36 protein-coding genes and 1 pseudogene are annotated in these 24330 nt (G+C 41.2%); 31 read left to right on the plus strand and 6 right to left on the minus strand.

Features of this window, described 5'->3' with window-relative positions:
- Nucleotides 1-34 precede the first annotated feature (34 nt).
- The 6 genes from CDG55_RS03070 to CDG55_RS03095 form a co-directional block, all read right to left on the minus strand.
- A complete protein-coding gene (locus CDG55_RS03070) occupies nt 35-979 on the minus strand; it encodes a metal-dependent hydrolase (RefSeq protein ID WP_087536452.1) in 945 nt (314 codons plus the stop codon).
- Between the two features lie 129 nt (nt 980-1108).
- Nucleotides 1109-1885 (minus strand): ribosome biogenesis GTP-binding protein YihA/YsxC, encoded by a 777-nt coding sequence (gene yihA, locus CDG55_RS03075; protein WP_087536453.1) that lies wholly within the window; start codon nt 1883-1885, stop codon nt 1109-1111.
- A gap of 74 nt (nt 1886-1959) precedes the next feature.
- Nucleotides 1960-2412, minus strand: a complete 453-nt coding sequence (locus tag CDG55_RS03080) for an RrF2 family transcriptional regulator (protein ID WP_087536454.1) — start codon at nt 2410-2412, stop codon at nt 1960-1962.
- A 79-nt stretch (nt 2413-2491) separates the two neighbouring features.
- On the minus strand, nt 2492-3703 hold the full coding sequence (gene hmpA, locus CDG55_RS03085) for an NO-inducible flavohemoprotein (protein WP_087536455.1): 1212 nt from the start codon (nt 3701-3703) through the stop codon (nt 2492-2494).
- Nucleotides 3704-3845: 142 nt separating this feature from the next.
- A complete protein-coding gene (locus CDG55_RS03090; RefSeq protein ID WP_087536456.1) occupies nt 3846-5393 on the minus strand; it encodes a helicase HerA-like domain-containing protein in 1548 nt (515 codons plus the stop codon).
- A gap of 19 nt (nt 5394-5412) precedes the next feature.
- Nucleotides 5413-6606, minus strand: coding sequence for a PLP-dependent transferase (locus tag CDG55_RS03095; protein WP_087536457.1), 1194 nt, complete (start codon nt 6604-6606; stop codon nt 5413-5415).
- 167 nt (nt 6607-6773) lie between these two features.
- Between CDG55_RS03095 and CDG55_RS03100 the strand changes: the two genes are divergently transcribed.
- The 31 genes and pseudogenes from CDG55_RS03100 (at nt 6774) to CDG55_RS03255 (ending at nt 24283) form a co-directional block, all read left to right on the plus strand.
- Nucleotides 6774-7502 (plus strand): type 1 glutamine amidotransferase, encoded by a 729-nt coding sequence (locus CDG55_RS03100; RefSeq protein WP_087536458.1) that lies wholly within the window; start codon nt 6774-6776, stop codon nt 7500-7502.
- Between the two features lie 226 nt (nt 7503-7728).
- Nucleotides 7729-8040 carry a 30S ribosomal protein S10 gene (gene rpsJ / locus CDG55_RS03105; RefSeq protein ID WP_000070912.1) on the plus strand — a complete coding sequence of 104 codons (312 nt, stop codon included), beginning with the start codon at nt 7729-7731 and terminating at the stop codon, nt 8038-8040.
- Nucleotides 8041-8097: 57 nt separating this feature from the next.
- A complete protein-coding gene (gene rplC, locus CDG55_RS03110; protein ID WP_004777442.1) occupies nt 8098-8736 on the plus strand; it encodes a 50S ribosomal protein L3 in 639 nt (212 codons plus the stop codon).
- Nucleotides 8737-8747: 11 nt separating this feature from the next.
- Nucleotides 8748-9350 carry a 50S ribosomal protein L4 gene (gene rplD / locus CDG55_RS03115; RefSeq protein WP_004660347.1) on the plus strand — a complete coding sequence of 201 codons (603 nt, stop codon included), beginning with the start codon at nt 8748-8750 and terminating at the stop codon, nt 9348-9350.
- Nucleotides 9347-9667 (plus strand): 50S ribosomal protein L23, encoded by a 321-nt coding sequence (gene rplW, locus CDG55_RS03120; protein WP_038346096.1) that lies wholly within the window; start codon nt 9347-9349, stop codon nt 9665-9667. The genes rplD and rplW overlap by 4 nt, the downstream gene beginning before the upstream one ends.
- An 11-nt stretch (nt 9668-9678) precedes the next feature.
- Nucleotides 9679-10503 (plus strand): 50S ribosomal protein L2, encoded by an 825-nt coding sequence (rplB, locus tag CDG55_RS03125; RefSeq protein WP_004660349.1) that lies wholly within the window; start codon nt 9679-9681, stop codon nt 10501-10503.
- Nucleotides 10504-10516: 13 nt separating this feature from the next.
- On the plus strand, nt 10517-10792 hold the full coding sequence (gene rpsS / locus CDG55_RS03130) for a 30S ribosomal protein S19 (RefSeq protein WP_004641066.1): 276 nt from the start codon (nt 10517-10519) through the stop codon (nt 10790-10792).
- 11 nt (nt 10793-10803) lie between these two features.
- The gene (gene rplV / locus CDG55_RS03135; protein ID WP_004657676.1) at nt 10804-11133 is read left to right on the plus strand and encodes a 50S ribosomal protein L22; all 330 of its coding nucleotides are present in this window, start codon (nt 10804-10806) and stop codon (nt 11131-11133) included.
- 1 nt (nt 11134) lies between these two features.
- A pseudogene (gene rpsC / locus CDG55_RS03140) lies at nt 11135-11951 on the plus strand (30S ribosomal protein S3).
- Nucleotides 11891-12304, plus strand: coding sequence for a 50S ribosomal protein L16 (rplP, locus tag CDG55_RS03145; RefSeq protein ID WP_004657678.1), 414 nt, complete (start codon nt 11891-11893; stop codon nt 12302-12304). The pseudogene rpsC and the gene rplP overlap by 61 nt, the downstream one beginning before the upstream one ends.
- Nucleotides 12304-12501 (plus strand): 50S ribosomal protein L29, encoded by a 198-nt coding sequence (gene rpmC, locus CDG55_RS03150; protein WP_004660354.1) that lies wholly within the window; start codon nt 12304-12306, stop codon nt 12499-12501. Before rplP ends, rpmC begins: the two co-directional genes overlap by 1 nt.
- Entirely contained in the window at nt 12498-12755 is a 258-nt protein-coding gene (rpsQ, locus tag CDG55_RS03155) for a 30S ribosomal protein S17 (protein WP_004641057.1), read from the plus strand. The genes rpmC and rpsQ overlap by 4 nt, the downstream gene beginning before the upstream one ends.
- 92 nt (nt 12756-12847) lie before the next feature.
- Nucleotides 12848-13216 carry a 50S ribosomal protein L14 gene (rplN, locus tag CDG55_RS03160; protein WP_004657680.1) on the plus strand — a complete coding sequence of 123 codons (369 nt, stop codon included), beginning with the start codon at nt 12848-12850 and terminating at the stop codon, nt 13214-13216.
- Nucleotides 13217-13225: 9 nt separating this feature from the next.
- Nucleotides 13226-13543: a 50S ribosomal protein L24 gene (gene rplX / locus CDG55_RS03165; RefSeq protein WP_004641054.1), complete on the plus strand. Its 318-nt coding sequence runs from the start codon at nt 13226-13228 to the stop codon at nt 13541-13543.
- A gap of 15 nt (nt 13544-13558) precedes the next feature.
- Nucleotides 13559-14095, plus strand: coding sequence for a 50S ribosomal protein L5 (rplE, locus tag CDG55_RS03170; protein WP_004660357.1), 537 nt, complete (start codon nt 13559-13561; stop codon nt 14093-14095).
- Nucleotides 14096-14104: 9 nt separating this feature from the next.
- Complete coding sequence (gene rpsN, locus CDG55_RS03175) at nt 14105-14410, plus strand: 30S ribosomal protein S14 (protein WP_004660360.1); 306 nt, start codon at nt 14105-14107, stop codon at nt 14408-14410.
- Nucleotides 14411-14422: 12 nt separating this feature from the next.
- Nucleotides 14423-14818 (plus strand): 30S ribosomal protein S8, encoded by a 396-nt coding sequence (gene rpsH, locus CDG55_RS03180; protein WP_004660361.1) that lies wholly within the window; start codon nt 14423-14425, stop codon nt 14816-14818.
- A gap of 13 nt (nt 14819-14831) precedes the next feature.
- Nucleotides 14832-15365 (plus strand): 50S ribosomal protein L6, encoded by a 534-nt coding sequence (rplF, locus tag CDG55_RS03185; protein WP_005156281.1) that lies wholly within the window; start codon nt 14832-14834, stop codon nt 15363-15365.
- 14 nt (nt 15366-15379) lie between these two features.
- Complete coding sequence (gene rplR / locus CDG55_RS03190) at nt 15380-15730, plus strand: 50S ribosomal protein L18 (protein ID WP_004660364.1); 351 nt, start codon at nt 15380-15382, stop codon at nt 15728-15730.
- Nucleotides 15731-15732: 2 nt separating this feature from the next.
- Nucleotides 15733-16230 (plus strand): 30S ribosomal protein S5, encoded by a 498-nt coding sequence (rpsE, locus tag CDG55_RS03195; RefSeq protein WP_004657688.1) that lies wholly within the window; start codon nt 15733-15735, stop codon nt 16228-16230.
- A gap of 6 nt (nt 16231-16236) precedes the next feature.
- Complete coding sequence (gene rpmD, locus CDG55_RS03200; RefSeq protein ID WP_000849088.1) at nt 16237-16413, plus strand: 50S ribosomal protein L30; 177 nt, start codon at nt 16237-16239, stop codon at nt 16411-16413.
- A gap of 3 nt (nt 16414-16416) precedes the next feature.
- Nucleotides 16417-16857: a 50S ribosomal protein L15 gene (gene rplO, locus CDG55_RS03205; RefSeq protein WP_087536459.1), complete on the plus strand. Its 441-nt coding sequence runs from the start codon at nt 16417-16419 to the stop codon at nt 16855-16857.
- 45 nt (nt 16858-16902) lie between these two features.
- Entirely contained in the window at nt 16903-18222 is a 1320-nt protein-coding gene (secY, locus tag CDG55_RS03210; protein ID WP_171287530.1) for a preprotein translocase subunit SecY, read from the plus strand.
- Between the two features lie 20 nt (nt 18223-18242).
- Nucleotides 18243-18359 (plus strand): 50S ribosomal protein L36, encoded by a 117-nt coding sequence (gene rpmJ, locus CDG55_RS03215; RefSeq protein ID WP_000867907.1) that lies wholly within the window; start codon nt 18243-18245, stop codon nt 18357-18359.
- A gap of 107 nt (nt 18360-18466) precedes the next feature.
- Complete coding sequence (gene rpsM / locus CDG55_RS03220; RefSeq protein WP_000090816.1) at nt 18467-18823, plus strand: 30S ribosomal protein S13; 357 nt, start codon at nt 18467-18469, stop codon at nt 18821-18823.
- 19 nt (nt 18824-18842) lie between these two features.
- Nucleotides 18843-19229: a 30S ribosomal protein S11 gene (gene rpsK, locus CDG55_RS03225; protein WP_001040166.1), complete on the plus strand. Its 387-nt coding sequence runs from the start codon at nt 18843-18845 to the stop codon at nt 19227-19229.
- 12 nt (nt 19230-19241) lie between these two features.
- Nucleotides 19242-19868 (plus strand): 30S ribosomal protein S4, encoded by a 627-nt coding sequence (gene rpsD / locus CDG55_RS03230; RefSeq protein WP_004641035.1) that lies wholly within the window; start codon nt 19242-19244, stop codon nt 19866-19868.
- Nucleotides 19869-19886: 18 nt separating this feature from the next.
- Entirely contained in the window at nt 19887-20894 is a 1008-nt protein-coding gene (locus CDG55_RS03235; RefSeq protein WP_004660372.1) for a DNA-directed RNA polymerase subunit alpha, read from the plus strand.
- Between the two features lie 18 nt (nt 20895-20912).
- Nucleotides 20913-21278, plus strand: coding sequence for a 50S ribosomal protein L17 (gene rplQ, locus CDG55_RS03240; RefSeq protein ID WP_004641032.1), 366 nt, complete (start codon nt 20913-20915; stop codon nt 21276-21278).
- 886 nt (nt 21279-22164) lie between these two features.
- A complete protein-coding gene (locus CDG55_RS03250) occupies nt 22165-23655 on the plus strand; it encodes a flavin-containing monooxygenase (protein WP_087536461.1) in 1491 nt (496 codons plus the stop codon).
- Between the two features lie 121 nt (nt 23656-23776).
- Complete coding sequence (locus tag CDG55_RS03255) at nt 23777-24283, plus strand: DUF2059 domain-containing protein (protein WP_087536462.1); 507 nt, start codon at nt 23777-23779, stop codon at nt 24281-24283.
- Nucleotides 24284-24330: the final 47 nt, after the last annotated feature.

The raw sequence follows: 24330 nt of genomic DNA on the forward strand, positions 1-24330 counted from the left end.
GCAGGAGAAGACTCCTGCTTTTTTATTGAAATGCTTATGCAGCTTGTTGTAAAGCGCGTTTTGCTGCTGGTGAATTATTTAAATAATTCACCGCATCTTGAGTATTACCTTCTTTCACAGGATCATACCAAGGCATGAGATAGTCGATTTGTTGAGCGACTAACCAAATTGGATTTGGTAAAACCTGATTATCTTGACGACCAATTTTGTACCATTCCATCCAAACCCATGGTCTAAATAAGCTTGGTTTTTTGTCGGTAAAACGAGGATCTTGACCCATGATATGTGCCGCGCCATCAACCCATAAACCAAGTACACCTACGATTACAGCGACACTCATGTAATAACGTGCAATATAACCACCACCTAAATGACGATATAGATCAAAGGCAACGGTACGATGTTCGATTTCTTCAGAACCATGCCATTTAATCAGATCAATCATTTCAGGATCGGCACCGAGCTCTTCCCAACGTTTGTTATACAGTGCGTATTTACCCAATACACAAGTCATGTGTTCAACTGTTGCAATGATGCCTAGACGGAACAAATCCCATTGATGGTCAAGTATTTTAGGAACTTCTTTACCAAAAGGCTTATCAGCTAAAGCTTTGTTAAATAAGAAATCCATAATATCGAGATTACGCTGAATATCAATATTACGTTGGCTAAGATATTCTTTGTTCGCAGACGTATGTGCAACCGCATGCATCGCTTCTTGGCGAATAAATGCTTGAACGTCTTGTTTTAATTTTTCATCAGTAATTTCTGGAAGAACTTTGTTGTATAAGCGGCAGAACCAAAACTCACCAGCAGGCAAAATATTGTTAATTTCATTAATAAAATAACTGGCATAAGGCTGGTTTGGAATCCAATCCACTGGTGTTTTTTTCCAGTCAAACTTCACTTTGCGTGGGAGAATTTTATAGTCAATCGAAGAACCAAGCACTTTGTTCTTCATAATTGATAGTAATTTCATCGTTTAGTCCTAATCGATAGTGCAATGAACCAACACTAAGCAGTATATGAAAACTACCTAGTGTTTGTGTTTAGCAATTCGGGACAATTAGAAATTATTTAATGCATCAAGTTGTATAAAATGCATTATTTATTCTTCGACGTCTACTTCTGAAGCTTCTGGGATCTGATCAAGGTCAAATTCTGCTGGTTGATCAAGTGTGAAATGTAAACGGCCACCCATGACGCTTGCCAATTCTTCTAAACCAATTCGATTGAGTGAAGAGAATAATTGAATCGAGAAATCAAGTTTCATTTTCTTCAACTGCTGCTTAATTTCTAATAGTACTTTATTGGCAGGGCCACGGTTTAATTTATCGGCTTTAGTAAGCAGGATATGCACAAACAAATGGCGTGAATGTGCCCATTCCAGCATCATTAAGTCAAAATGTTGTAATGGATGGCGGATGTCCATTAACAGTACTAAGCCTTGTAAGCTTTTACGATGGATTAGATAGTTCTCAAGTTCTTTCTGCCATACGATTTTCATGGCTTCAGGTACAGCCGCATAACCATAACCTGGTAAATCGACCAAACGTTGATCTGGATTACCTAAGCTAAAAAAGTTAATCATTTGCGTGCGCCCAGGTCTTTTTGAAGCGCGTGCGAGTTGCTTTTGATTGGTTAAAGCATTAATTGCACTCGATTTTCCTGCATTGGAACGACCTGCAAATGCGATTTCATAACCTGTATCTTCTACGCACAAATCCAGTTTAGGTGCACTCATCAAAAATTCAGCTTGGCGTAACCAAGTCAAAGACTGCACTGCATATGCGGTTACTGCAGGATCAGTCTTTTTTTCATAACTGATTTTTTGTTTAGGTGCGAGTTTGGCTTTGGTGTCTTTCGATTTTTCACTACGACGCATAGAAGCTTACTTTTTGAATTGAAATAGCAACGACTATTATAAAGGATGTGAGAGATTCGTGCGAATCTTGATGTTTAGGCTTTTTGAACGAGTTGTAAAAAATCAATATTTGAATTTGTAGAAGAGGGAAGAATGCCATATTGCAGCACTTCTCCAAGTGTATATTGATCTAGGCTTTGATAAAAACATTCTAAAGCTTGATCCAAAATACTTTTCAGTCCGCAATGAGAGCGTAAAACACAAGGTGGCGTATTACATTCTACGATTTGATGATTGCCTTGTAGGATACGAACAATTTCACCTAGTTTTAAACTTTTGGCTTCTGGATTTAAACGAAGTCCACCGCCTTTGCCGCGAATCGTTACAATCCAATGCTGTTTTCCCATGAAGTGAACGATTTTCACTAAATGATTTTGGGATACATGCAAGTCCCGTGCAATATCTGCAATCGTATACGGTACATCACTCGGACGAGCGACATACATTAAGATTCTGAGTGCATAATCAGTAAACTTATTGAGTTGCATGGGTTTTCACTCAATCTATTGCTTTAAACAGAAAGGGCTAGTCTAACATAGACTAGCCCTATGCAAAACGCAGCACCGATTAGCTGAGTTTTACGCCACCCGTACCGAATGCTTCGCTATGAATGTTTTCGGCAGGAATACCACGGGCAACCAGTGCCTTATGCTGTTCCGCCATAAATGGCATTGGACCACACAGATAATAGTCTGCATTGATTGGCAGTAAAGCGGCATCCATCGCTGCTAAATCCAGACGGCCAGCAACGTCATAATCTTCACCTAGCACATCACTTTCATGTGGGAATTCATAGGCAGTAAATGTGCTCAGGCGTGGATATTTTGCCTTTAACTCATGAATATGCTGTTTCATGGCATGCACCTGACTGCTACGGCAGGCATGAATAAAGCTGACAGGCTGAGGCATATCTTCTGTCACTAATTGATTCAGCATAGCAATCATTGGAGTTAAGCCAACACCACCACTGATAAACACATTACGTTTTTTGCTATCAATCAGGTAGAAGTTGCCTGTAGGTGCAGATACCTCAATTTCTGAACCCTCAGCCAAGCCATGTAAGGTGCTTGATACCCAACCACCTGCTAACTCACCTTTTTCATCCTCACGTTTGACTGAAATACGTAAGTAATCTGCTTGAGGACTTGTTGATAGTGTGTATTGACGTGGTTGTCTTAAATTGAGTTCAGGTACAAACACGCGAACTGAAATGTATTGACCCGCTTCATATTTAGGTAATTCACCACCATCCACAGGTGCGAGATAGAATGAAGTAATTTCATCGCTTTCAACGACTTTTTTGGCAATTTTGAAATTACGCCAACCTAACCAACTGCCTTTGGTTTGTTGATGTTGATCATAGATCGCTTTTTCAGTGCTAATAAATAAGTCAGCTAATTGACCATAAGCGGCCGCCCATGCACCAATCAATGGATCTTCCATCGAAATATTCAGTACTTCACTGATAGAGTGTAGTAGGTTCTCACCCACAATACTGTAATCAGGTGATTGAATATTCAAGCTCACATGTTTGTGTGCAATCAATTCGACCACAGGTAAAAGTACAGAAGGATCTTCAATATTTTCCGCATAAGCTAGTACAGCACCCGCAAGTGCTTGTGCTTGTGCACCACTACGTTGATGCCCCATATTGAAGGTTTCTTTTAATTCGGGGTTATTACCTAACATACGGTTGTAAAAGTAACCAGTGAGTGCCACACCATTTTCACGGAGTACAGGTACAGTTGCTTTTACAAGGTCAATTTGCTGCGGAGTCATGGGTGATCTCTCTTGGCTATCATTTATAAGATATATTTAAAATATACCTTATAAAATTTATTTGCAAGATCTGTTTTGACTAAAACCATAAAAAAATAGGGGATAAATGATTATCCTCTGATTTTTAAAATAATAAAGATTTTTATTTGCCAAATAATGAACCAAGTAAACCGCGAACGATCTTTTGACCTGTAGAGCCGCCCAAGCTACGAGCCGCACTTTTTGCAAAAGTTCCCACAATATCTTGGGTGAGTTTCTCTCGATCTCGTTGTGCTTTCTCTGCGGCTTTTTGTTGCTCTTTTGCAAAGCGTTCTTGTTCTTTCGCCTGTTGTTTGGCTAAAGCATCTTGTTCTTTGCTTTGCTGCTTTTCTAATTCATCTGCCTGTTTTTGTTGAGACTGTTGTAGCACTTTCTTTTGCAGCATTTCATAAGCACTATCACGATCCACAGCTTGATCATAAACATCTGCAACAATACTTTGCGAAATAATAATTTGGCGTTCTTCTGGCGTGATTGGCGTAAATGAAGAGTAAGGTGGCATGACCCAACCGCGCTCTACAATTTGCGGTGTCCCTTGCTCATCTAGACAACTAATTAATGCTTCACCTACAGCAAGTTCTGTAATCGCTTGATCAACTTTGAATGCTGGATTGGCTCGAAAGGTATCCGCTGCGGTTTTGACCGCCTTTTGATCTTTTGGAGTAAATGCACGTAAGGCATGTTGCACACGGTTGCCTAATTGCCCTAAGACACTTTCCGGTAAATCCAGTGGGTTTTGGGTAATAAAATAAATTCCCACACCTTTAGAGCGAATCAGGCGAACTACCTGTTCGATTTTCTGTTGCAAGGCTGGACTGGCATTATCAAATAACAAATGAGCCTCATCGAAGAAGAACACCAGTTTCGGCTTATCCATATCGCCAACTTCTGGAAGCTGCTCAAATAGCTCAGAAAGCATCCATAACAGGAATGTGGCATAAAGCTTCGGGGTATTCATCAACTTGTCGGCAGCTAAGATATTGATATAGCCATGACCATTGGTATCGGTCTGAATAAAATCGAGAATATTCAGGCTAGGCTCACCAAAAAATTGCTCTCCACCTTGATCACCTAAAGCCAATAAATTACGTTGAATCGCCCCAAGACTAGCTGGAGAAAGGTTGCCATATTCAGCTTTTAATTCGGCTGCATTTTCGCTGACATAGGTCAGCATTGCTTTAAGGTCTTTGAAATCAATTAATAAAAGCCCTTGATCATCTGCAACGCGGAAAACGGCCGAAAGAACGCCTTCTTGTGTGTCATTCAGATTGAGCATTTGTGCCAAAAGTAACGGACCAATTTCTGAAATTGTGGTACGAATAGGATGACCTTGTTGCCCAAATAAATCCCAAAAAATAACAGGGGAAGCAGCAAATGGAATGGGTTCAAGTTGTAAGTTTTTTAAACGCTCATCAAATTTGGGGTTGCTACTTCCTGCTTTAGCCAAACTAGAGACATCACCTTTAGCATCTGCCAAAAAGACAGGTACGCCCAGCCGTGAGAAACTTTCGGCTAATACCTTCAGAGTCACTGTTTTACCTGTGCCTGTCGCACCTGCAATTAAACCGTGGCGGTTTGCAAATTGAGAATGTAAAACAATATCTTGCGTTGTATCTGAGGTTTTTTTTGCAATAATAATGGGTGTATTCATTCTTCACCTATGCTTTATTTCATTCGAGTTGTTTTAGTGCGTTTTGAATATCTTGGATTAAATCGTTTGGATGTTCTAGTCCTATGCAGAAGCGAACCAATAAACCTTGTTGTAAATGTGTATTTTCTAGTTCTCGCATCTGTTTTAAATCATAAAGCATAACAAGGCTGACAGGGCCACCCCAACTGAATCCCAACTTAAATAAGTTTAAGCTATCGCAGAATTTTCGAATCGCTGCGAGATCATATTCAGGTTTGAAAATGACACTGACTAAACCTGCACTTTTTCCTGTTTCACAGACTTGCTGCCAAAATAAATGGCCTGCTGAGTTGGCATCACTTGGATGTAAAACTTGGCAAAATTGAGATTGTTGCTTTAGCCAATCAAGCACTGCTATTGCACTGTTAGATTGTTGTTCATAACGAAGTGGCATATGAGCCAAGCTACGTTGAATTTGTGCGGTATCATCGCCTGAAACACAGATCCCTTGGGTTGCATGCATACGGTACAGTTTATGATGTAATTGCGGATCTCGTGTAACCACTGAACCCATTAAAATATCGCCACCACCGCTTGGGTATTTGGTGAGTGCATGTATAGTGATGTCCACAGACAAATGCTCATCTGAAAAATCAAATGCATTAAAAGCTAGCCCTGCACCCCATGTATTATCCAATGCAGTGAGAACATTCGCTTGCTGAGCTTTTTTAACCAGATTTTTGAGGTCGGGAAATTCTAAGGTGACAGAACCTGCCGCCTCTAGCCAAATTAATTTAGCTTTTTCAGTTGGTTGAAAGCTATTTGCATCAATTGGGTTGTAGATTTTGACGTGAATGCCGTAACGGTCTTGCAGATTCTTTAAGTGTTCCAGATTTGGGCCATAAATATTGTCTGCAACCCAAACTTCATCCCCTGAGCTTAAAAAAGTACTATTTACTAAATTGATTGCAGATAAGCCACTGGGTGCAAGTAAACAATAATTTCCACCTTCAATTCGAGCAATATTATCTCCTAATGTAAACGTCGTCGGTGTACCGTGTGTGCCATAACTATAATCATAAGGGTCAGTCCAGTGGCGATCAAAAAGGTGCGCTGTTGTTTTAAAAATAATCGTTGATGCGCGAAATAGGGGAGGTTGAATCGTTTCTATGTATTGGGGAGCTTGGCGTGGTGCATGAATGAGTGTGGTTTGTAAGCTATTTTGTTTAGTCATGGGGCAAAATTAAATCAATAGAATGATTTAGGTTAAGAGAAAATATCGAATCCTGCTAGTGATTTGCATATTTTGTACAGAATCGTTACGAATCAAAGCTTTTAGTCAAAACTGGCTTTATTTTTGCTAAGACTAATTATCATTCTAACTACAATAGGTTTACGCGCATGAAGTCGCATTTAAGAGTGCATTATTTTCAGCACATTGCTGGTGAAGGTTTTGGCAGTTGCTATGAATATTTAAAGGCACATCAAGCAAAAATTACCGCCACAGAGTTCTTTGCTTTACCCGTTGATTTATCTCTTGAATTGGAGGCCCTACCTAATATTGATGAAGTTGATTTGCTGATCATTATGGGGGGAACCATGAGTGTGAATGACGAAGCAAATTATCCTTGGTTAAAATTGGAAAAAAGATGGTTAAGACGTTATCTCTCTGCGGGTAAGCCTGCGATTGGTTTATGTTTAGGGGGGCAACTGATTGCCAATGCACTCGGTGCATCTGTGAGTCGAAATCAACATCAAGAGTTAGGTTGGATGGACGTGGGTCGTGTTTCACACGTACCCGAAAATTACTTTCAAATACCAGAAAAAATTAACATTATGCAGTGGCATAGTGAAACCTTCGAAATACCCCGTGGAGGAGTCCGTTTAGCGCAGAATAATGTTTGTCAAAATCAAATGTATCAAATTGGGCGCAATGTACTGGGGTTTCAATTTCATCCTGAAATGACACCACATGCTTTGCAATTGTTGATTGAAAATGAAGAAGATAGTGCGGCATTTAATGGTGAATATGTTCAGCCAATCGCAGAATTAAAAAAAACGATTAAAAGTAAGTTTGAACAGGGTAATCAATTACTAAATCGAGCAATAGAGTATGTGGTGAATGCTTAATCAACTATAAAACTAAAAAAATAAAAGAAGAATTGCATAAGACTTAAACAATCGTTATAATGGGCGACCCTCAAATGGAGGGCGTTCACTACGAAGAAAGTAGTTAACGCATTACAGTCGTGGCATCGATCATGACCTTAGTGATTTTCACTGCCCTTGACACTTGCCAATAAGGTGAGGTGCGTCATGGGTGATTCTTTATATATTTGGCTTGGAGTTTACTGGTATGTCTAACCAGAGAATTCGTATCCGTTTGAAGTCTTTTGATCATCGCCTGATTGATCAATCTGCTCAAGAGATCGTAGAAACCGCTAAGCGTACTGGCGCACAAGTGTGTGGTCCAATCCCGATGCCTACTCGCATCGAACGCTTCAACGTTCTTACTTCACCACACGTCAACAAAGACGCTCGTGATCAGTACGAAATCCGCACTTATAAACGTTTGATCGACATCGTTCAACCTACAGATAAAACTGTTGATGCATTGATGAAGTTAGATCTTGCTGCTGGTGTTGATGTTCAGATCGCTTTGGGTTAAGGCTTTCGGTTAATTAACTCTAAGTTAATTAGGCCGCTTTTTTAGAGGTTTATGCACATGGCTATTGGTTTAGTCGGTCGCAAATGTGGTATGACTCGCATCTTTACTGAAGCAGGTGTTTCTGTTCCAGTAACAGTGATCGAAGTCGATCCAAACCGCATTACGCAAATCAAAACACTTGAAACTGATGGTTATCAAGCAATCCAAGTAACTACTGGTGAACGTCGCGAATCGCGCGTAACTAACGCTCAGAAAGGTCACTTCGCGAAAGCGGGTGTTGCTGCTGGTCGTTTAGTTAAAGAGTTCCGTGTTACTGAAGCTGAGCTTGAAGGCCGTGAAGTTGGTGCTTCTATCGGTGTTGATTTGTTCACAGTTGGTCAAATTGTTGACGTAACTGGTCAATCAAAAGGTAAAGGCTTCCAAGGTGGTGTTAAGCGTTGGAATTTCCGTACGCAAGATGCTACTCATGGTAACTCTGTATCTCACCGTGTATTAGGTTCTACAGGTCAAAACCAGACTCCTGGTCGCGTGTTCAAAGGCAAGAAAATGGCTGGTCACTTAGGTGATGAACGCGTAACAGTTCAAGGTCTTGAAATTGTATCTATTGACGCTGAACGTTCTGTTTTAGTTGTTAAGGGTGCTGTTCCTGGTGCAACGAATGGTGACGTTATTGTACGTCCTACCATCAAGGCCTGAGGGGAAATACTGTGAATTTAAAAACTGTTTCCGGCTCTGCTGTTGAATTGTCTGAAGTTGCTTTCGGACGTGAGTTTAACGAAGCGCTTGTACACCAAGTTGTTACAGCTTACTTAGCTGGTGGTCGTCAAGGTTCGAAGGCTCAGAAATCACGTGCAGACGTTTCTGGCGGTGGTAAAAAACCATTCCGTCAAAAAGGTACTGGTCGCGCTCGTGCGGGTTCTATTCGTAGCCCGATCTGGGTTGGTGGTGGTAAAACTTTTGCTGCTCGCCCACAAGATTGGTCTCAAAAAGTAAACCGTAAGATGTATCGCGGTGCAATGCAATGTATCTTAGCTGAACTTGTTCGCCAAGATCGTCTTGTATTGGTTGAAGAGTTTGCTGTTGCAGCTCCAAAAACTAAAGACTTGCTTGCAAAACTTACAGACTTGAATGCAACTCGTGCATTGATCATTACAGATGCTGTAGATGAGAACTTGTATCTTGCAGCTCGCAACCTTCCACACGTTGATGTGGTTGATGCTACTGCTATTGATCCTGTTAGCTTGATTGCATTTGATAAAGTTGTAATGTCTGTAGCTGCTGCTAAGAAAATTGAGGTAGAACTCGGATGAACAACGAACGTATCTATCAAGTCCTATTAGGACCAGTATTCTCAGAAAAAGCACAAGTTTTAGGTGATACTGCTGGTGTTCAAGTGTTCAAAGTTGCATTAAATGCAAACAAACTTGAAATCAAAAAAGCAGTTGAGCAGCTCTTTGGTGTTGAAGTTGTAAAAGTTAATACAACGATCACTAAAGGTAAAACAAAACGCTTTGGTAAAACATTAGGACGTCGTTCTGATGTGAAAAAAGCATACGTCACCCTGAAAGCTGGCCAAGATGTAGAAATGGCTGACTTGGGCGATACCGCTGAAAACGCAGCGGAATAAGGACGAGAATTATGCCAATTCAAAAATGTAAGCCAACGTCTCCAGGACGTCGCTTTGTAGAGAAAGTGGTTCATGACCATCTTCACAAAGGCGCTCCTTATGCACCGTTGGTAGAAGCTAAAAAACGTACTGGTGGTCGTAATAATAATGGTCACATCACTACACGTCACGTGGGTGGTGGTCATAAGCAAAACTACCGTATTGTTGACTTTAAACGTAACAAAGATGGTATTCCAGCGACTGTAGAGCGCATCGAATACGATCCTAACCGTACAGCTCATATTGCTTTATTGAAATATGCTGATGGTGAACGTCGTTACATCATTGCACCTAAAGGCTTACGTGCTGGTGATAAAGTACAATCTGGTAACGATGCTCCAATTCGTCCAGGTAACTGCTTGCCACTTCGCAATATGCCAATCGGTTCTACGCTTCACAACCTTGAACTTAAAATCGGTAAAGGTGCTCAATTAGCACGTTCGGCTGGTACTTCAGTTCAGTTGTTGGGTCGTGATGGTTCTTACGCTATCGTTCGTTTACGTTCTGGTGAAATGCGTAAAGTACACGTTGAATGTCGTGCTGTAATTGGTGAAGTTTCTAACCAAGAAAGCAACCTTCGTTCATTGGGTAAAGCTGGTGCTGCGCGCTGGCGTGGTATTCGTCCTACCGTTCGTGGTATGGCGATGAACCCGGTAGATCACCCGCACGGTGGTGGTGAAGGACGTAGTAAAGGTATTCAACCTGTAAGTCCATGGGGTCAAAAAGCTAAAGGGTACAAGACACGTACCAATAAGCGTACGACTAAGATGATTATTCGCGACCGTCGCGTCAAGTAAGGGAATCTGAATAATGCCTCGTTCATTAAAAAAAGGTCCATTCGTCGACGCGCATTTGTTCGCTAAGGTTGAAGCTGCGATTGCTGCTAACAACCGTAAGCCGATCAAAACATGGTCACGTCGTTCAATGATCCTTCCAGACTTTGTTGGTTTAACAATTTCTGTTCACAATGGCCGTAACCACGTTCCAGTAATTGTTACTGAACACATGGTTGGTCATAAATTGGGTGAATTCGCACCAACTCGTACCTATCGTGGTCACGGTGTTGATAAGAAGTCTAAACGTTAATAGGTGCTATGATGGAAGTAACTGCTAAATTACGCGGTGCCGCTATCTCGGCACAAAAAGCACGTTTAGTTGCTGATTTGATCCGTGGTAAGTCGGTTGCACGTGCGATAGACATTTTGAACTTCAGCAACAAGAAAGCAGCTGTGCTCGTTAAAAAAGCACTTGAATCTGCAATCGCGAATGCTGAACATAACAACAGCTTAGATGTTGATGACCTTAAAGTAACTACGATTTACGTTGATGAAGGCATGAGCCTTAAACGTATTATGCCACGTGCTAAAGGCCGTGCAGATCGTATTACTAAGCGTACTTGTCACATCACCGTTAAGGTAGGGGTTTGATATGGGTCAGAAGGTTCATCCAATCGGTATCCGCCTAGGTGTTGTGAAACGTCATAACGCTAACTGGTATGCGAGTCCGAAACAATACGCTGAATACTTGCTTAAAGATCTTCAAGTTCGTGAGTTTTTGCTTAAAAAACTTAAGAATGCGATGGTAAGCAATATTCTTATCGAACGTCCTACAGGTGCTGCTAAAGTAACAATTAGCACTGCTCGTCCTGGTATCGTGATCGGTAAGAAAGGCGAAGATATTGAGAAATTACAGCGCGAACTCACCAACATTATGGGTGTTCCAGCTCAAGTTAGCATCAATGAAATTGATCGCCCTGACTTGGATGCACGTTTAGTTGCTGAAGCAATTGCTTCTCAATTAGAAAAGCGTGTTATGTTCCGTCGTGCTATGAAGCGTGCGGTTCAAAACACAATGCGTGCTGGCGCTAAAGGTATCAAAGTTGAAGTTTCTGGCCGTTTAGGTGGTGCAGAGATCGCTCGTACTGAGTGGTATCGTGAAGGTCGTGTACCTTTGCATACACTTCGTGCTGACATCGACTATGCTACTATGCGTGCAGAAACAACATACGGTACGATCGGTGTTAAAGTTTGGATTTTCCGTGGCGAGATTTTAGGTGGCATGAAACAAGTCATGAACCCTGCTCCTGCTGAAGAGCGTCCAGCTAAACGCGGTCGTGGTCGTGGTGAAGGTCAAGAGCGTCGTGGTCGTCGCGGTGACCGTGCTGCTGACAAGGGAGAATAATCCATGTTGCAACCTAAACGTACCAAATTCCGTAAAGTGCACAAAGGCCGTAACACTGGTCTAGCGCATCGTGGTAGTACAGTATCATTTGGTTCGATTGCAATTAAAGCAACTGAACGTGGTCGTATGACTGCGCGTCAGATTGAAGCTGCACGTCGTACCATTAGCCGTCGTATTAAACGTGGTGGTAAAATCTTCATCCGCGTATTCCCAGACAAACCAATTACCGAAAAACCATTAGAAGTTCGTATGGGTAAAGGTAAGGGTAGTGTGGAATACTGGGTTTGTCAGATCCAGCCAGGTAAGATCCTGTACGAAATTGAAGGTGTTAGCGATGAGTTAGCGCGTGAAGCTTTTGCTTTAGCCGCTGCTAAACTCCCGTTTAAAACCACTATCGTGACTCGGACGGTGATGTAATGAAAATTAAAGATCTACGTGAAAAGTCGGTAGAAGAGTTGAAAGCTTTGCTTGATGAGCAACAGCTTAACCAATTCCGTCTTCGTATGGCGAAAGCAACTGGTCAATTAGGCAAATCGCATGAAGTGCAAATTGCTCGTAAGACAATTGCTCGTATCAAGACACTCCTTACCGAAAAACAGGGGAACGGACAATGAGTGAAAAAACAGTCCGCACGTTAACCGGCAAAGTTGTAAGTGACAAAATGGACAAGTCTATTGTTGTGCTTATTGAACGCCGCGTTCAACACCCGTTGTACGGCAAATCAATCCGCCGTTCAACTAAATTACACGCTCATGATGAGAACAATGTTGCTAAAACTGGCGACTTAGTGACCATCAAAGAAAGCCGCCCAATTTCTAAAACTAAAGCTTGGACTTTAGTGGAAGTCGTTGAAGCAGCTGCTGAGTAATTAGACGTTCTTGTTGCATCATCGGACAATTTCGAGTACTCTTTGAGCCTTTCGAAATTGCGACCGGTGATGCTCGGTTTTGGAGTAGGGCAATGATTCAAACCGAAAGTATGCTCGACGTAGCAGACAACAGTGGTGCACGCCGCGTACAATGTATTAAAGTACTTGGTGGTTCACACCGTCGTTATGCTTCAGTTGGCGATATTATTAAAGTTACTGTAAAAGAAGCAATTCCGCGCGCACGTGTTAAAAAAGGTGACGTGATGAATGCTGTAGTTGTACGTACAAAATTCGGCATCCGTCGTCCAGATGGTTCTGTTATTCGTTTCGACGATAACGCAGCTGTTATTTTGAACAACAACAAAGCTCCGATTGCGACTCGTATCTTCGGACCAGTGACTCGTGAACTTCGTACTGAACAGTTCATGAAAATCATTTCATTGGCTCCTGAAGTTTTATAAGAGGCAATCATGGCTAAGATTAAAAAAGGCGATCAAGTAATTGTGATCGCAGGTAAAGAAAAAGGCAAACAAGGTGTTGTTTTGTCTGTTTCTGAAGATCGAGTTAAGGTCGAAGGTCTTAACTTAGTGAAGAAGCATCAAAAGCCAAACCGTGTAACTGGCGCTGAAGGCGGTATCGTTACTCAAGAGGCAACGCTTCATATTTCAAACGTGGCAATTTTTAATGCTACAACCCAAAAGGCTGACCGTATTGGTTACCAAGTGATTGATGGCGCGAAAACTCGTGTTTATAAATCAAATGGTGAATCAGTGGCGGTAGCGAAGTAATAGGTTGAATAGGCGATGGCCAGACTTAAAGCACGTTATAACGACGAACTTAAAGCGAAGTTACAAGAAGAACTTGGCGTTAAGAATGTGATGGATATTCCTCGCATCACGAAAATCACTCTGAATATGGGTGTAGGCGCAGCTGCAACTGATAAGAAATTATTAGATGGCGCTGTTGCTGATATGCAACTGATTGCTGGTCAAAAACCAGTTGTGACACTTGCACGTAAATCAATCGCTGGTTTTAAAATCCGTGATGGTTGGCCAATTGGTTGTAAAGTTACTTTACGTGGCGACCAAATGTACGAATTCTTGGATCGCTTGATCTCGATCGCTATCCCTCGTATCCGTGACTTCCGTGGTTTCTCTTCGAAATCATTTGATGGTCGTGGTAACTACTCTATGGGTTTAAAAGAGCAGATCGTTTTCCCTGAAATCGATTTTGACAAAATTGATCGTATCCGTGGTTTAGATATCACTATTACGACCACTGCTCGTAGCGATGACGAAGGCCGTGCGCTTATGCGTGCATTCGGCTTCCCGTTCAAATAAGAGGTCGATATGGCTAAGAAAGGTATGATTAATCGCGAATTGAAACGCGAAAAGACAGTTGCTAAATACGCTGCAAAACGTGCTGAATTAAAAGCAACGATTGCAAACGTAAATGCATCTGATGAAGAGCGTTTCGAAGCGATGATGAAGTTACAAGCATTACCACGTAATGCATCTCCAGTACGTCTTCGTAACCGCTGTGGTTTAACTGGTCGTCCTCATGGTTACTTCCGTAAGTTCGGTTTAAGCCGTAACAAATTACGCGATACAGTAATGCAGGGTGATGTACCAGGCGTTGTTAAAGCAAGCTGGTAAGGAGCGACTATAATGAGTATGCAAGATACCGTTGCCGACATGTTAACGCGTGTTCGTAACGCTCAAATGGCAAAGAAACAAGTTGTTTCTATGCCTTCTTCTAAGTTGAAGGTTGCTATTGCAAACGTTCTTCAACAAGAAGGTTATATTTCAAATGTAGAAGTTGCTCAAGAAGATGCAAAAGCTACTTTGACTATTACGTTAAAATATTTCGAAGGCAAACCAGTTATCGAAACTGTGAAGCGCGTAAGCCGTCCTGGTCTACGTCAGTATCGCGGTAAAGATGCACTTCCAAGCGTTAAGCAAGGTTTAGGTATTGCAATTGTTTCTACAAGCAAAGGCATCATGACTGATCGCGCTGCACGTGCTGCGGGCGTTGGTGGTGAAGTTATTGCTTTTGTTTCTTAATAGGTGATTCCTCATGTCTCGTGTGGCTAAAGCCCCAGTAGCTGTACCTAATGGTGTAACAGTTACTCAGAACGGCCGGCAGGTCGAAGTGAAAGGCACTAAAGGTACATTGTCTTTCAACCTGCATGCGCTGGTCGAGCTAAAACAGGAAGAAGGTAAACTTCAACTTGCTCCAGTTAAAGAGTCGAAAGATGCTTGGATGCAAGCTGGTACTGCTCGCGCTGTATTGAACAACCTTGTAAAAGGTGTTAGCGAAGGCTTCGAACGTAAGTTACAGCTAGTTGGTGTTGGTTACAAAGCAGCAGTTAAAGGCACTGTCGTTAACCTTGCTTTAGGTTATTCACACCCAATTGACTACGCTTTACCAGAAGGTGTAACAGCGGAAACTCCAACTGCAACTGAAATCATTTTGAAATCAGCAAACAAGCAGTTGTTAGGTCAAGTAGCAGCGGAAATCCGTGCATACCGTTCTCCTGAACCATATAAAGGTAAAGGTGTTCGTTATTCGGATGAAGTTATTCTTCGTAAAGAAGCTAAGAAGAAATAAGGCGCGAGGTTCTTATGAACGAAAAGAAACAAACCCGTTTGCGTCGTGCAAAAAGCACACGCTTGCACATTCGTGCATTGGGTGCGACTCGTTTGTGTGTAAACCGCACTCCGCGTCACATCTATGCTCAAGTTATTTCAGCAGATGGTGGCAAAGTTTTAGCGCAAGCTTCAACTTTAGATGCATCTTTGCGTAGTGGTGCGACTGGTAATATCGATGCAGCAACTAAGGTTGGTGCTTTAATCGCAGAACGTGCGAAAGCAGCTGGCGTTACTAAAGTTGCATTTGACCGTTCTGGTTTTAAATATCATGGTCGTATCAAAGCCTTGGCTGATGCTGCTCGTGAAGGCGGCTTGGAGTTCTAATCATGGCGAAAGTTGAACAAAACGAAGGTCTCGTTGAAAAGCTGGTTGCCGTTGATCGTGTAGCCAAAGTTGTTAAGGGTGGTCGTATCTTCTCTTTCACAGCATTAACTGTTGTGGGTGATGGTAATGGTCGTGTAGGTTTTGGTCGTGGTAAAGCGCGTGAAGTTCCAGCTGCTATTTCTAAAGCACTTGAAGCTGCACGTCGTAACATGATTACTGTAGACCTTGCGGGGACTACTTTACAACACCCTGTGAATGCTCGTCATGGTGCAAGCCGTGTATACATGCAACCTGCTTCAGAAGGTACTGGCGTAATTGCTGGTGGCGCGATGCGTGCTGTTCTCGAAGCTGCAGGTGTACATAACGTACTTGCTAAATGTTATGGTTCTACAAATGCTGCTAACGTAGTAAACGCAACTTTCAAAGGTTTGCGTGATATGACTTCTCCTGAGAAAGTCGCTGCGAAACGTGGTCTTTCAGTAGAACAAATTCAAGGGTAATCAATCATGAAAACGATTAAAGTTACCCAGACTAAATCTTCTTCGCATCGTTTAAAAAATCATAAACTTTGCTTACAAGGTCTAGGTCTGCGTCGTATTGGTCATACTGTAGAAGTGCAAGATACGCCTTCTAACCGTGGTATGATCAACAAAGTTTACTATATGGTTAGTGTAGAGGAATAAGCCATGACTCTGCGTTTAAATGAACTTGCACCTGCTGAAGGTGCTAAGCGTGAAAATCGTCGTCTAGGTCGTGGTATCGGCTCTGGCGTTGGTAAGACTGGTGGTCGTGGTATCAAGGGTCAAAACTCACGTAAAAGTGGTGGTACTCGTCCAGGCTTTGAAGGCGGTCAAACAGCGTTATATCGTCGTTTACCAAAATTCGGTTTCACTAGCCAAATCGCTTTGAAAACTGCTGAAGTACGTTTGTCTGAATTGAATAAAGTTGAAGGTGATGTAATTAGCCTTGAAACTTTAAAAGCTGCGAACGTTGTTCGTTGTGATCAAATTCGTGCTCGCATCGTTCTTTCTGGTGAAATCACTCGCGCATTCACTGTTCAAGGTGTTGTGTTGACTAAAGGCGCTAAAGCTGCTGTTGAAGCTGCTGGCGGTAAAGTCGAGGAGTAATCTCGAGTGTCTATGACTCCTAGTTCTTCAGGTCATGTAAACATGATGAAAGGCCAACCATTTCATGTGAAATATCGTGAAATTATTCGTCGATTAATGTTTTTGATTGGCGCGTTATTGGTCTTTCGACTAGGAGCGCATATTCCGTTGCCAGGTATTGATAATATAGCGCTAGCACAGTTTTTTAAGGCGAATGAAGGTACCTTCTTAGGCTTATTTAATATGTTCTCTGGCGGTGCATTAGAACGCATGTCGATTCTAGCGTTGGGGATTATGCCGTACATTTCTGCATCGATTATCGTGCAGTTAATGTCTACGGTTGTTCCTTCGTTAGAAGCTTTGAAAAAAGAAGGCGAGCAAGGCAAACGAAAGATCAATCAATATACACGTTATGGCACCTTATTCCTTGCACTCGTGCAAGGTGTAGGGATGTGTGCTGGTTTGATCAGTCAAGGTATTACTTTGACATCAGGCTTAGCATTCTATGTTCCTGCAGTTACTTCGTTAGTTGCGGGAACAATGTTTCTGATGTGGTTAGGAGAGCAAATTACCGAACGTGGTGTTGGTAATGGTATCTCGATGATCATTTTTGCAGGTATTGTGGCAGGCTTGCCAAATCTTGTAATACAGTCGTTTACGTCTGTAGATAATGGTCAAGGAAGTTTAATTGGTTTGGCTGTATTTGGCTTACTCTCATTAGCCGTTTTAGCTGCGATTGTGTTTATTGAAAAAGCACAACGTCGTATTCCAGTGAACTATGCACAAAAGCAACAAGGTCGTCGTGTTTTTACTGCACAGCAAACGCATTTGCCATTAAAAATTAATATGGCCGGTGTGATTCCAGCGATTTTTGCAAGCTCACTGTTATTATTTCCAGCGAGTTTGGGGCAATGGTTAGGTAGTGCTGATCCAAATGCAGGGATTGTGAAGCGTAGCCTACAAGATCTGGCATTGGTGTTATCGCCTGGACAGCCGTTGTATTTAATGCTGTTTGGTGCGTTAATTATTTTCTTCTGTTATTTCTATACAGCGCTAGTATTTAGCCCGAAAGAAGTTGCAGAGAACTTAAAACGCAGCGGAGCATATGTGCCTGGTATCCGCCCAGGTGAGCAAACGGCTCGTTATTTAGATCATATTCTTAACCGTTTGACTTTTATTGGTGCAATTTACATTACTGTAGTGTGTTTAATGCCTATGGTGCTACAAAGTTCGTTTAGTATTCCATTCCATTTGGGTGGAACATCTTTACTGATTGTAGTTGTAGTAGTAATGGACTTTATGGCGCAACTTCAAGCGCACCTTACTTCGCATCAATATGATAATCAAACGTTAATGAGAAAAACGACTGCTCATCCTAAGGGATAAGCGCACTTAGAGGTTTCATCATGAAAGTACAAGCTTCTGTAAAGAAAATTTGTGGTAGCTGCAAAGTTATCCGTCGTAATGGGGTTATTCGCGTGATTTGTAGCGCAGAACCTCGTCATAAGCAGCGTCAAGGTTAATTTAATTAAGACCTGTTGATTTCAGTAGGCTAATTAGGTTATTATCCGCCCCTCAAGATTTTTGTGGGGCGGTTGATTATCTTGACTGCCTTTTTGGAGAAAATTGAATGGCTCGTATTGCCGGTGTAAACATTCCGGATAACAAGCATGCTGTTATCTCTCTCACGTATATTTTTGGTATCGGTCGCCACACTGCTAAGAACATCTTAGCAACTGTAGGTATTACTGAGACTACAAAAATCCGTGAATTAGATGATGCTCAGCTTGATGCGATTCGTGCAGAAGTTGCTAAGGTTCCGACCGAAGGTGATTTACGTCGCGAAATTTCCATGAACATTAAACGTTTAATGGATTTAGGCTGCTACCGCGGTCTTCGTCATCGTCGCAGCTTGCCTGTTCGTGGACAACGCACCAAAACTAACGCACGTACCCGTAAAGGTCCGCGCAAACCGATTAAAAAGTAAGATTTCTGGAAGCTAAAAGATGGCTAAAGATACTCGCACACGCAAGAAGGTCACTCGTACCGTCTCTGAAGGTGTTGCACACATTCACGCGTCTTTTAATAACACCATTGTAACGATTACCGATCGTCAAGGTAATGCATTGGCTTGGGCTACCTCAGGTGGACAAGGCTTCCGTGGTTCACGTAAATCAACTCCGTTCGCTGCTCAGGTAGCTGCTGAAGTTGCTGGTAAAGCAGCTTTGGATTACGGTTTGAAAAACCTAGATGTCCTTGTAAAAGGTCCTGGTCCAGGTCGTGAGTCTGCGGTTCGTGCATTAGGCGCAGTGGGTTATAAGATTAACAGCATTACCGATGTGACACCAATTCCTCACAACGGTTGCCGTCCACCTAAAAAACGTCGCGTGTAAGGAGAAACATTCATGGCTCGTTATATTGGTCCAAAATGCAAACTCTCTCGCCGCGAAGGGACAGACCTGCAACTTAAATCAGGCGTTAAACCGTTTGATGTAAAAACCAAAAAACACAATAAAGCACCTGGTCAACATGGTCAGGCTCGTGGTGGTAAGCAATCTGAGTATTCACTACAATTACGTGAAAAACAAAAAGTACGTCGTATGTACGGTGTGTTAGAGCGTCAATTTAGTAACTACTATAAAGAAGCAGCTCGTGTTAAAGGCGCAACTGGTGAAAACTTGTTGAAATTGCTTGAAAGCCGTCTTGATAACGTAGTTTATCGCATGGGTTTTGGTTCTACACGTTCAGAAGCTCGTCAGTTGGTATCTCACCGTTCTATTACTTTAAATGGTCGTCGTGTAAATATTGCGTCTATTCAAGTAAAAGCGGGTGATGTAATTGCAGTGCATGAAGGTGCTAAACAACAATTGCGTATCAAAAACGCGATTGAATTAGCTGCTCAACGTGGTATCCCTGCTTGGATGGAAGTTGATCATTCTAAGTTGGAAGGTACGTTTAAAGCTGCACCAGATCGCTCTGATTTACCTGCTGAAATCAACGAAAGCTTGATTGTAGAATTGTATTCTAAATAATCCTTGAGGTAGCAATAAATGACGCGTACTGCAAACGAGTTTCTAACTCCGCAAGCGATCAAGGTCGAAGCGGTGAGCGGGACCTCGGCAAAAGTGATTCTTGAGCCTTTAGAGCGTGGTTTTGGCCATACTCTAGGTAATGCTTTACGTCGCATTCTATTGTCTTCTTTACCTGGCGCTGCTGTGGTTGAAGTTGAGATAGAAGGCGTCGAGCACGAGTACAGTACTTTAGAAGGCTTGCAGCAGGACATCGTCGAGCTCTTGCTGAACCTAAAAGGATTGTCTATTAAGCTGTTCGATCAAAATGAAGCATATTTAACATTAGAGAAGCAAGGTGCAGGTGACGTAACAGCAGCTGACCTTCGTTTACCTCATAATGTTGAAGTGGTTAACCCTGATCATTTAATTGGTACTTTGAGTTCTTCTGGTTCATTGAAAATGCGCCTTAAAGTAGCTCAAGGTCGTGGTTATGAGACATCTGACTCTCGTTTCCCAGAAGGTGAAACACGCCCAGTAGGTCGTTTACAGTTAGATGCTTCTTATAGCCCAATCAAGCGTGTTTCTTACACAGTAGAAAATGCTCGTGTAGAACAGCGTACCGATCTTGATAAGTTAGTGATCGATCTTGAGACTAACGGAACTGTTGATCCAGAAGAAGCTATCCGCAAAGCGGCAACGATCTTGCAACAACAAATTGCAATTTTTGTTGATCTTCAGAAAGATCAAACTCCTGTCGCTCAAGAACCTCGCGAAGAAGTTGACCCAATTTTGCTTCGTCCAGTAGATGATCTCGAGCTTACTGTTCGTTCTGCTAACTGTTTGAAGGCAGAAAATATTTACTACATTGGTGATCTTGTTCAACGTACTGAAGTTGAGTTGTTAAAAACTCCTAACTTAGGTAAAAAATCGTTAACAGAGATCAAAGATGTTTTGGCATCGAAAGGTTTACAACTCGGCATGCGTTTAGAGAACTGGCCACCAGCTAGCCTCCGTATGGATGACCGATTTGCCTATCGTAGCCGTTAATTAAGTAGGACTATCACCATGCGTCATCGTAATAGTGGTGTGAAATTAGGCCGTACAAGCAGCCACCGTAAGGCGTTGTTTCAAAACTTAACAAATGCTTTAGTAGAGCACGAGTTAATTAAGACAACTTTGCCTAAGGCGAAAGAACTTCGTCGTGTTGCTGAGCCTTTAATCACTTTGGCTAAAAACGATACTGTTGCAAACCGTCGTTTAGCGTTTGCTCGTACTCGTTCAGCAGCAACTGTTGGTAAATTATTTACCGTTCTTGGCCCTCGTTACAAAGAACGTAACGGCGGTTATCTTCGTGTTCTTAAAGCGGGCTTCCGTGCAGGTGATGCTGCACCGATGGCTTACGTTGAACTCGTTGACCGTGAAGTAAAATAATACTTCTACGTGTAGAACAGTCAGTTGTTCCAAAAAAGGTCGGTGTAATAACCGACCTTTTTTATTGTTTAATAATGTTTAAAATAAAATCATCAAGATACAATTAGATAAGTCAATACGAGTATTACTACTATAAGTAAGAAGATCATGGATTCTGAAAAATATTGTTTTATTAATGGATTGAAAAGGCGGCATGCTAATTTTATATTTGGATACAATGGAAATTTGTATGATAGATAGGTATTAGGATTCATTACAGCCGAAGCAGCAGCTCTAAGTCCAGATTCAATAAGTGTAAAAAATTATCCAATATTTGGTATGTTGTATCAGAATATGATTGGATAAATAATTTATCTGATGATGAAAGCTATCTTTTTAAGCCGAATTATTTACCAGATGCTGATAATTTCTATCATTTATCTGGTGCTATTCTGTCTGCATTTTCTAATGGTGTGGGGCTAGCATTAAACGGAGAAATAACAACTTCATATAATCTCAGTGACAATGATCTAAGTGAAATCAAGAATGAAGTTGAACAACTAAAAAGTAGAGTTGTCTTTTTTAAAAGTATTGATACTTCAAGCGAATAAACAAATTAATGGATTTTCTAAGGGATTGATGAACTTTTTTTAATGTGTTTTATAACATTTATTTTTCTAAAAAATCTTCAATTAAAAAATTTTATAAAGATTTATGCTTAATTTTTCGTATTCAATACAACATAGTTTAAACGTAAACCCAAGTAAAAATCTCAAGATTTTTCCCTTATGTTTCTTAAAAATGTCCCGAACTGATATGAAAAAGCCGATGAATGAATAAACTTGACATTGTGTATTGTCAAATTTGTGCTTTAATAAAGTCATGGTTTATACAGGGTATAAAAAAAATGGAAAAGCAAGTTGATGTATTAATTATTGGTGCAGGTATCTCTGGAATTGGGTTGGCTGTGCATCTTTCTAAAAACTGTCCACAACGTAACTTTGAGATTTTAGAGCGTCGTGAGAGCTTTGGTGGGACTTGGGATTTATTCCGTTACCCTGGTATTCGTTCTGATTCGGACATGTCAACTTTTGGTTTTAACTTCAAGCCATGGGCAAAAGATAAAGTATTGGCAAGTGGCGCTGAAATCAAGGGCTATTTAAGCGATGTGATCAGTGAAAATCAGTTAAAAGATAAAATTCGCTTTGGCCATCGTGTTATTTCAGCAAACTATGATTCTACAAAGAAAAAATGGTTAGTTGAGATCGAAGATAACAATAAGAAAAAACAAAATTGGTCTGCAAATTTTGTCATCGGTTGTACCGGTTACTATAACTATGATCAGGGTTATGCACCTAAATTCCCGAAACAAGAAGATTTCAAAGGTCAGTTTATTCACCCACAACATTGGCCAGAAAATTTAGATTATACGGGTAAGAAAGTGGTGATTATTGGTAGTGGTGCAACTGCAATTACGCTTGTACCTTCAATGGTGAAAGGTGGGGCAGGGCACGTGACGATGTTACAACGTTCACCAACTTATATTGCTACGATTCCTTCAATTGACTTTATTTATGAGAAAACACGTAAATTTATGTCTGAGGAAACGGCGTATAAATTTACTCGTGCACGTAATATTGGTATGCAACGTGCTATTTATGCATTAGCTCAAAAATATCCGAAAACTGTACGTCGTTTATTGTTGAAAGGAATTGAATTACAGCTTAAAGGTAAAGTGGATATGAAACACTTTACGCCAAGCTATAATCCATGGGATCAACGTTTATGTGTTGTGCCAGACGGTGATTTGTTCAAGGCATTACGTGAAGGTAAGGCAAGCGTTGAAACGGATCAAATTGAGAAGTTCACTGCGAATGGTATCCAATTAAAATCTGGAAAACATTTAGAAGCGGATATTGTGATCTCGGCAACTGGTTTAGAAATTCAGATTCTAGGTGGGGTGCAAGGTTCAATTGACGGTAAGCCAATGAACACATCTCAACATATGCTGTATCAAGGCGTGATGATGAGTGATGTCCCTAACATGGCGATGATCATTGGTTATATCAATGCTTCATGGACATTAAAGGTTGATATTGCAGCTGATTATATCTGTCGCTTAATCAATCATATGGATAAAAATGGTTTTGATGAAGTGATTGCACATGCTGATCCTTTACAGCGTGAAAATGATACAATCATGGGTAAAATGTCTTCTGGTTATATTGCACGTGCAGCTGATGTAATGCCTAAACAAGGTAAACAAGCACCGTGGAAGATCACCAATAATTACCTAGCTGATCGTAAAGAACTGAAAGATGCCAAGTTTAATGACGGGGTTTTAGAATTTCATAAGCGTGGCGATCAAACAAATCGTAAGCCAAAATTAGTCTCATAAGTTTTGCTTGAATGTTTTTAAACCCTATGCAGTTGCATAGGGTTTTTATTTGAGTGGCTATTTAAATATAAAAAATATCGCGTATATTGAGCGCAATAACATTTAAAACAGGGATGACTGAGTGAAAAAGCTATTAATCTTGGGGACATTATTATTCAGTACATTTGTTTTTGCTGATGATGTAAAACAGAAAGAAGTTATTGCTCAAAAATTGGTATCTGTAGATGGAACCGAACAAGGTTTACAAAACACTGATAAAATGATTTTAGAGCAAATCCGAATGCGTTTGCCTAAAGATATACCTGAAAATTTTTACGTAGATTTGATCAAAAATTTAAATAGTGAACAGCGTAAGCAATTCATTATTCAACGCTATGTTGAAACATTTAGTCAAAAGGAATTACAAGCCGCATTAACCTTTTATCAATCTACAGAAGGGAAAGCATGGGCTAAAAAAGCCAGTGAGATAGGGAGTGAAGTTGCACATTTCACTACGCAAAATGCACGTACTGCTTTGAATGTCACTATGCAGCAACATATTGATAATCCAACGGTAAAGCAACTAATGGCACGAATGAATCCAACGCCTACGCCAGCTCAAACAACTGAAAAATCTGAAACTAAATAAATAAAAAAGATCGTGTAATTAAACACGATCCCTTTAACTTTCCAATT

It is taken from the genome of Acinetobacter sp. WCHA45, assembly GCF_002165255.2.
Taxonomy (GTDB): domain Bacteria; phylum Pseudomonadota; class Gammaproteobacteria; order Pseudomonadales; family Moraxellaceae; genus Acinetobacter.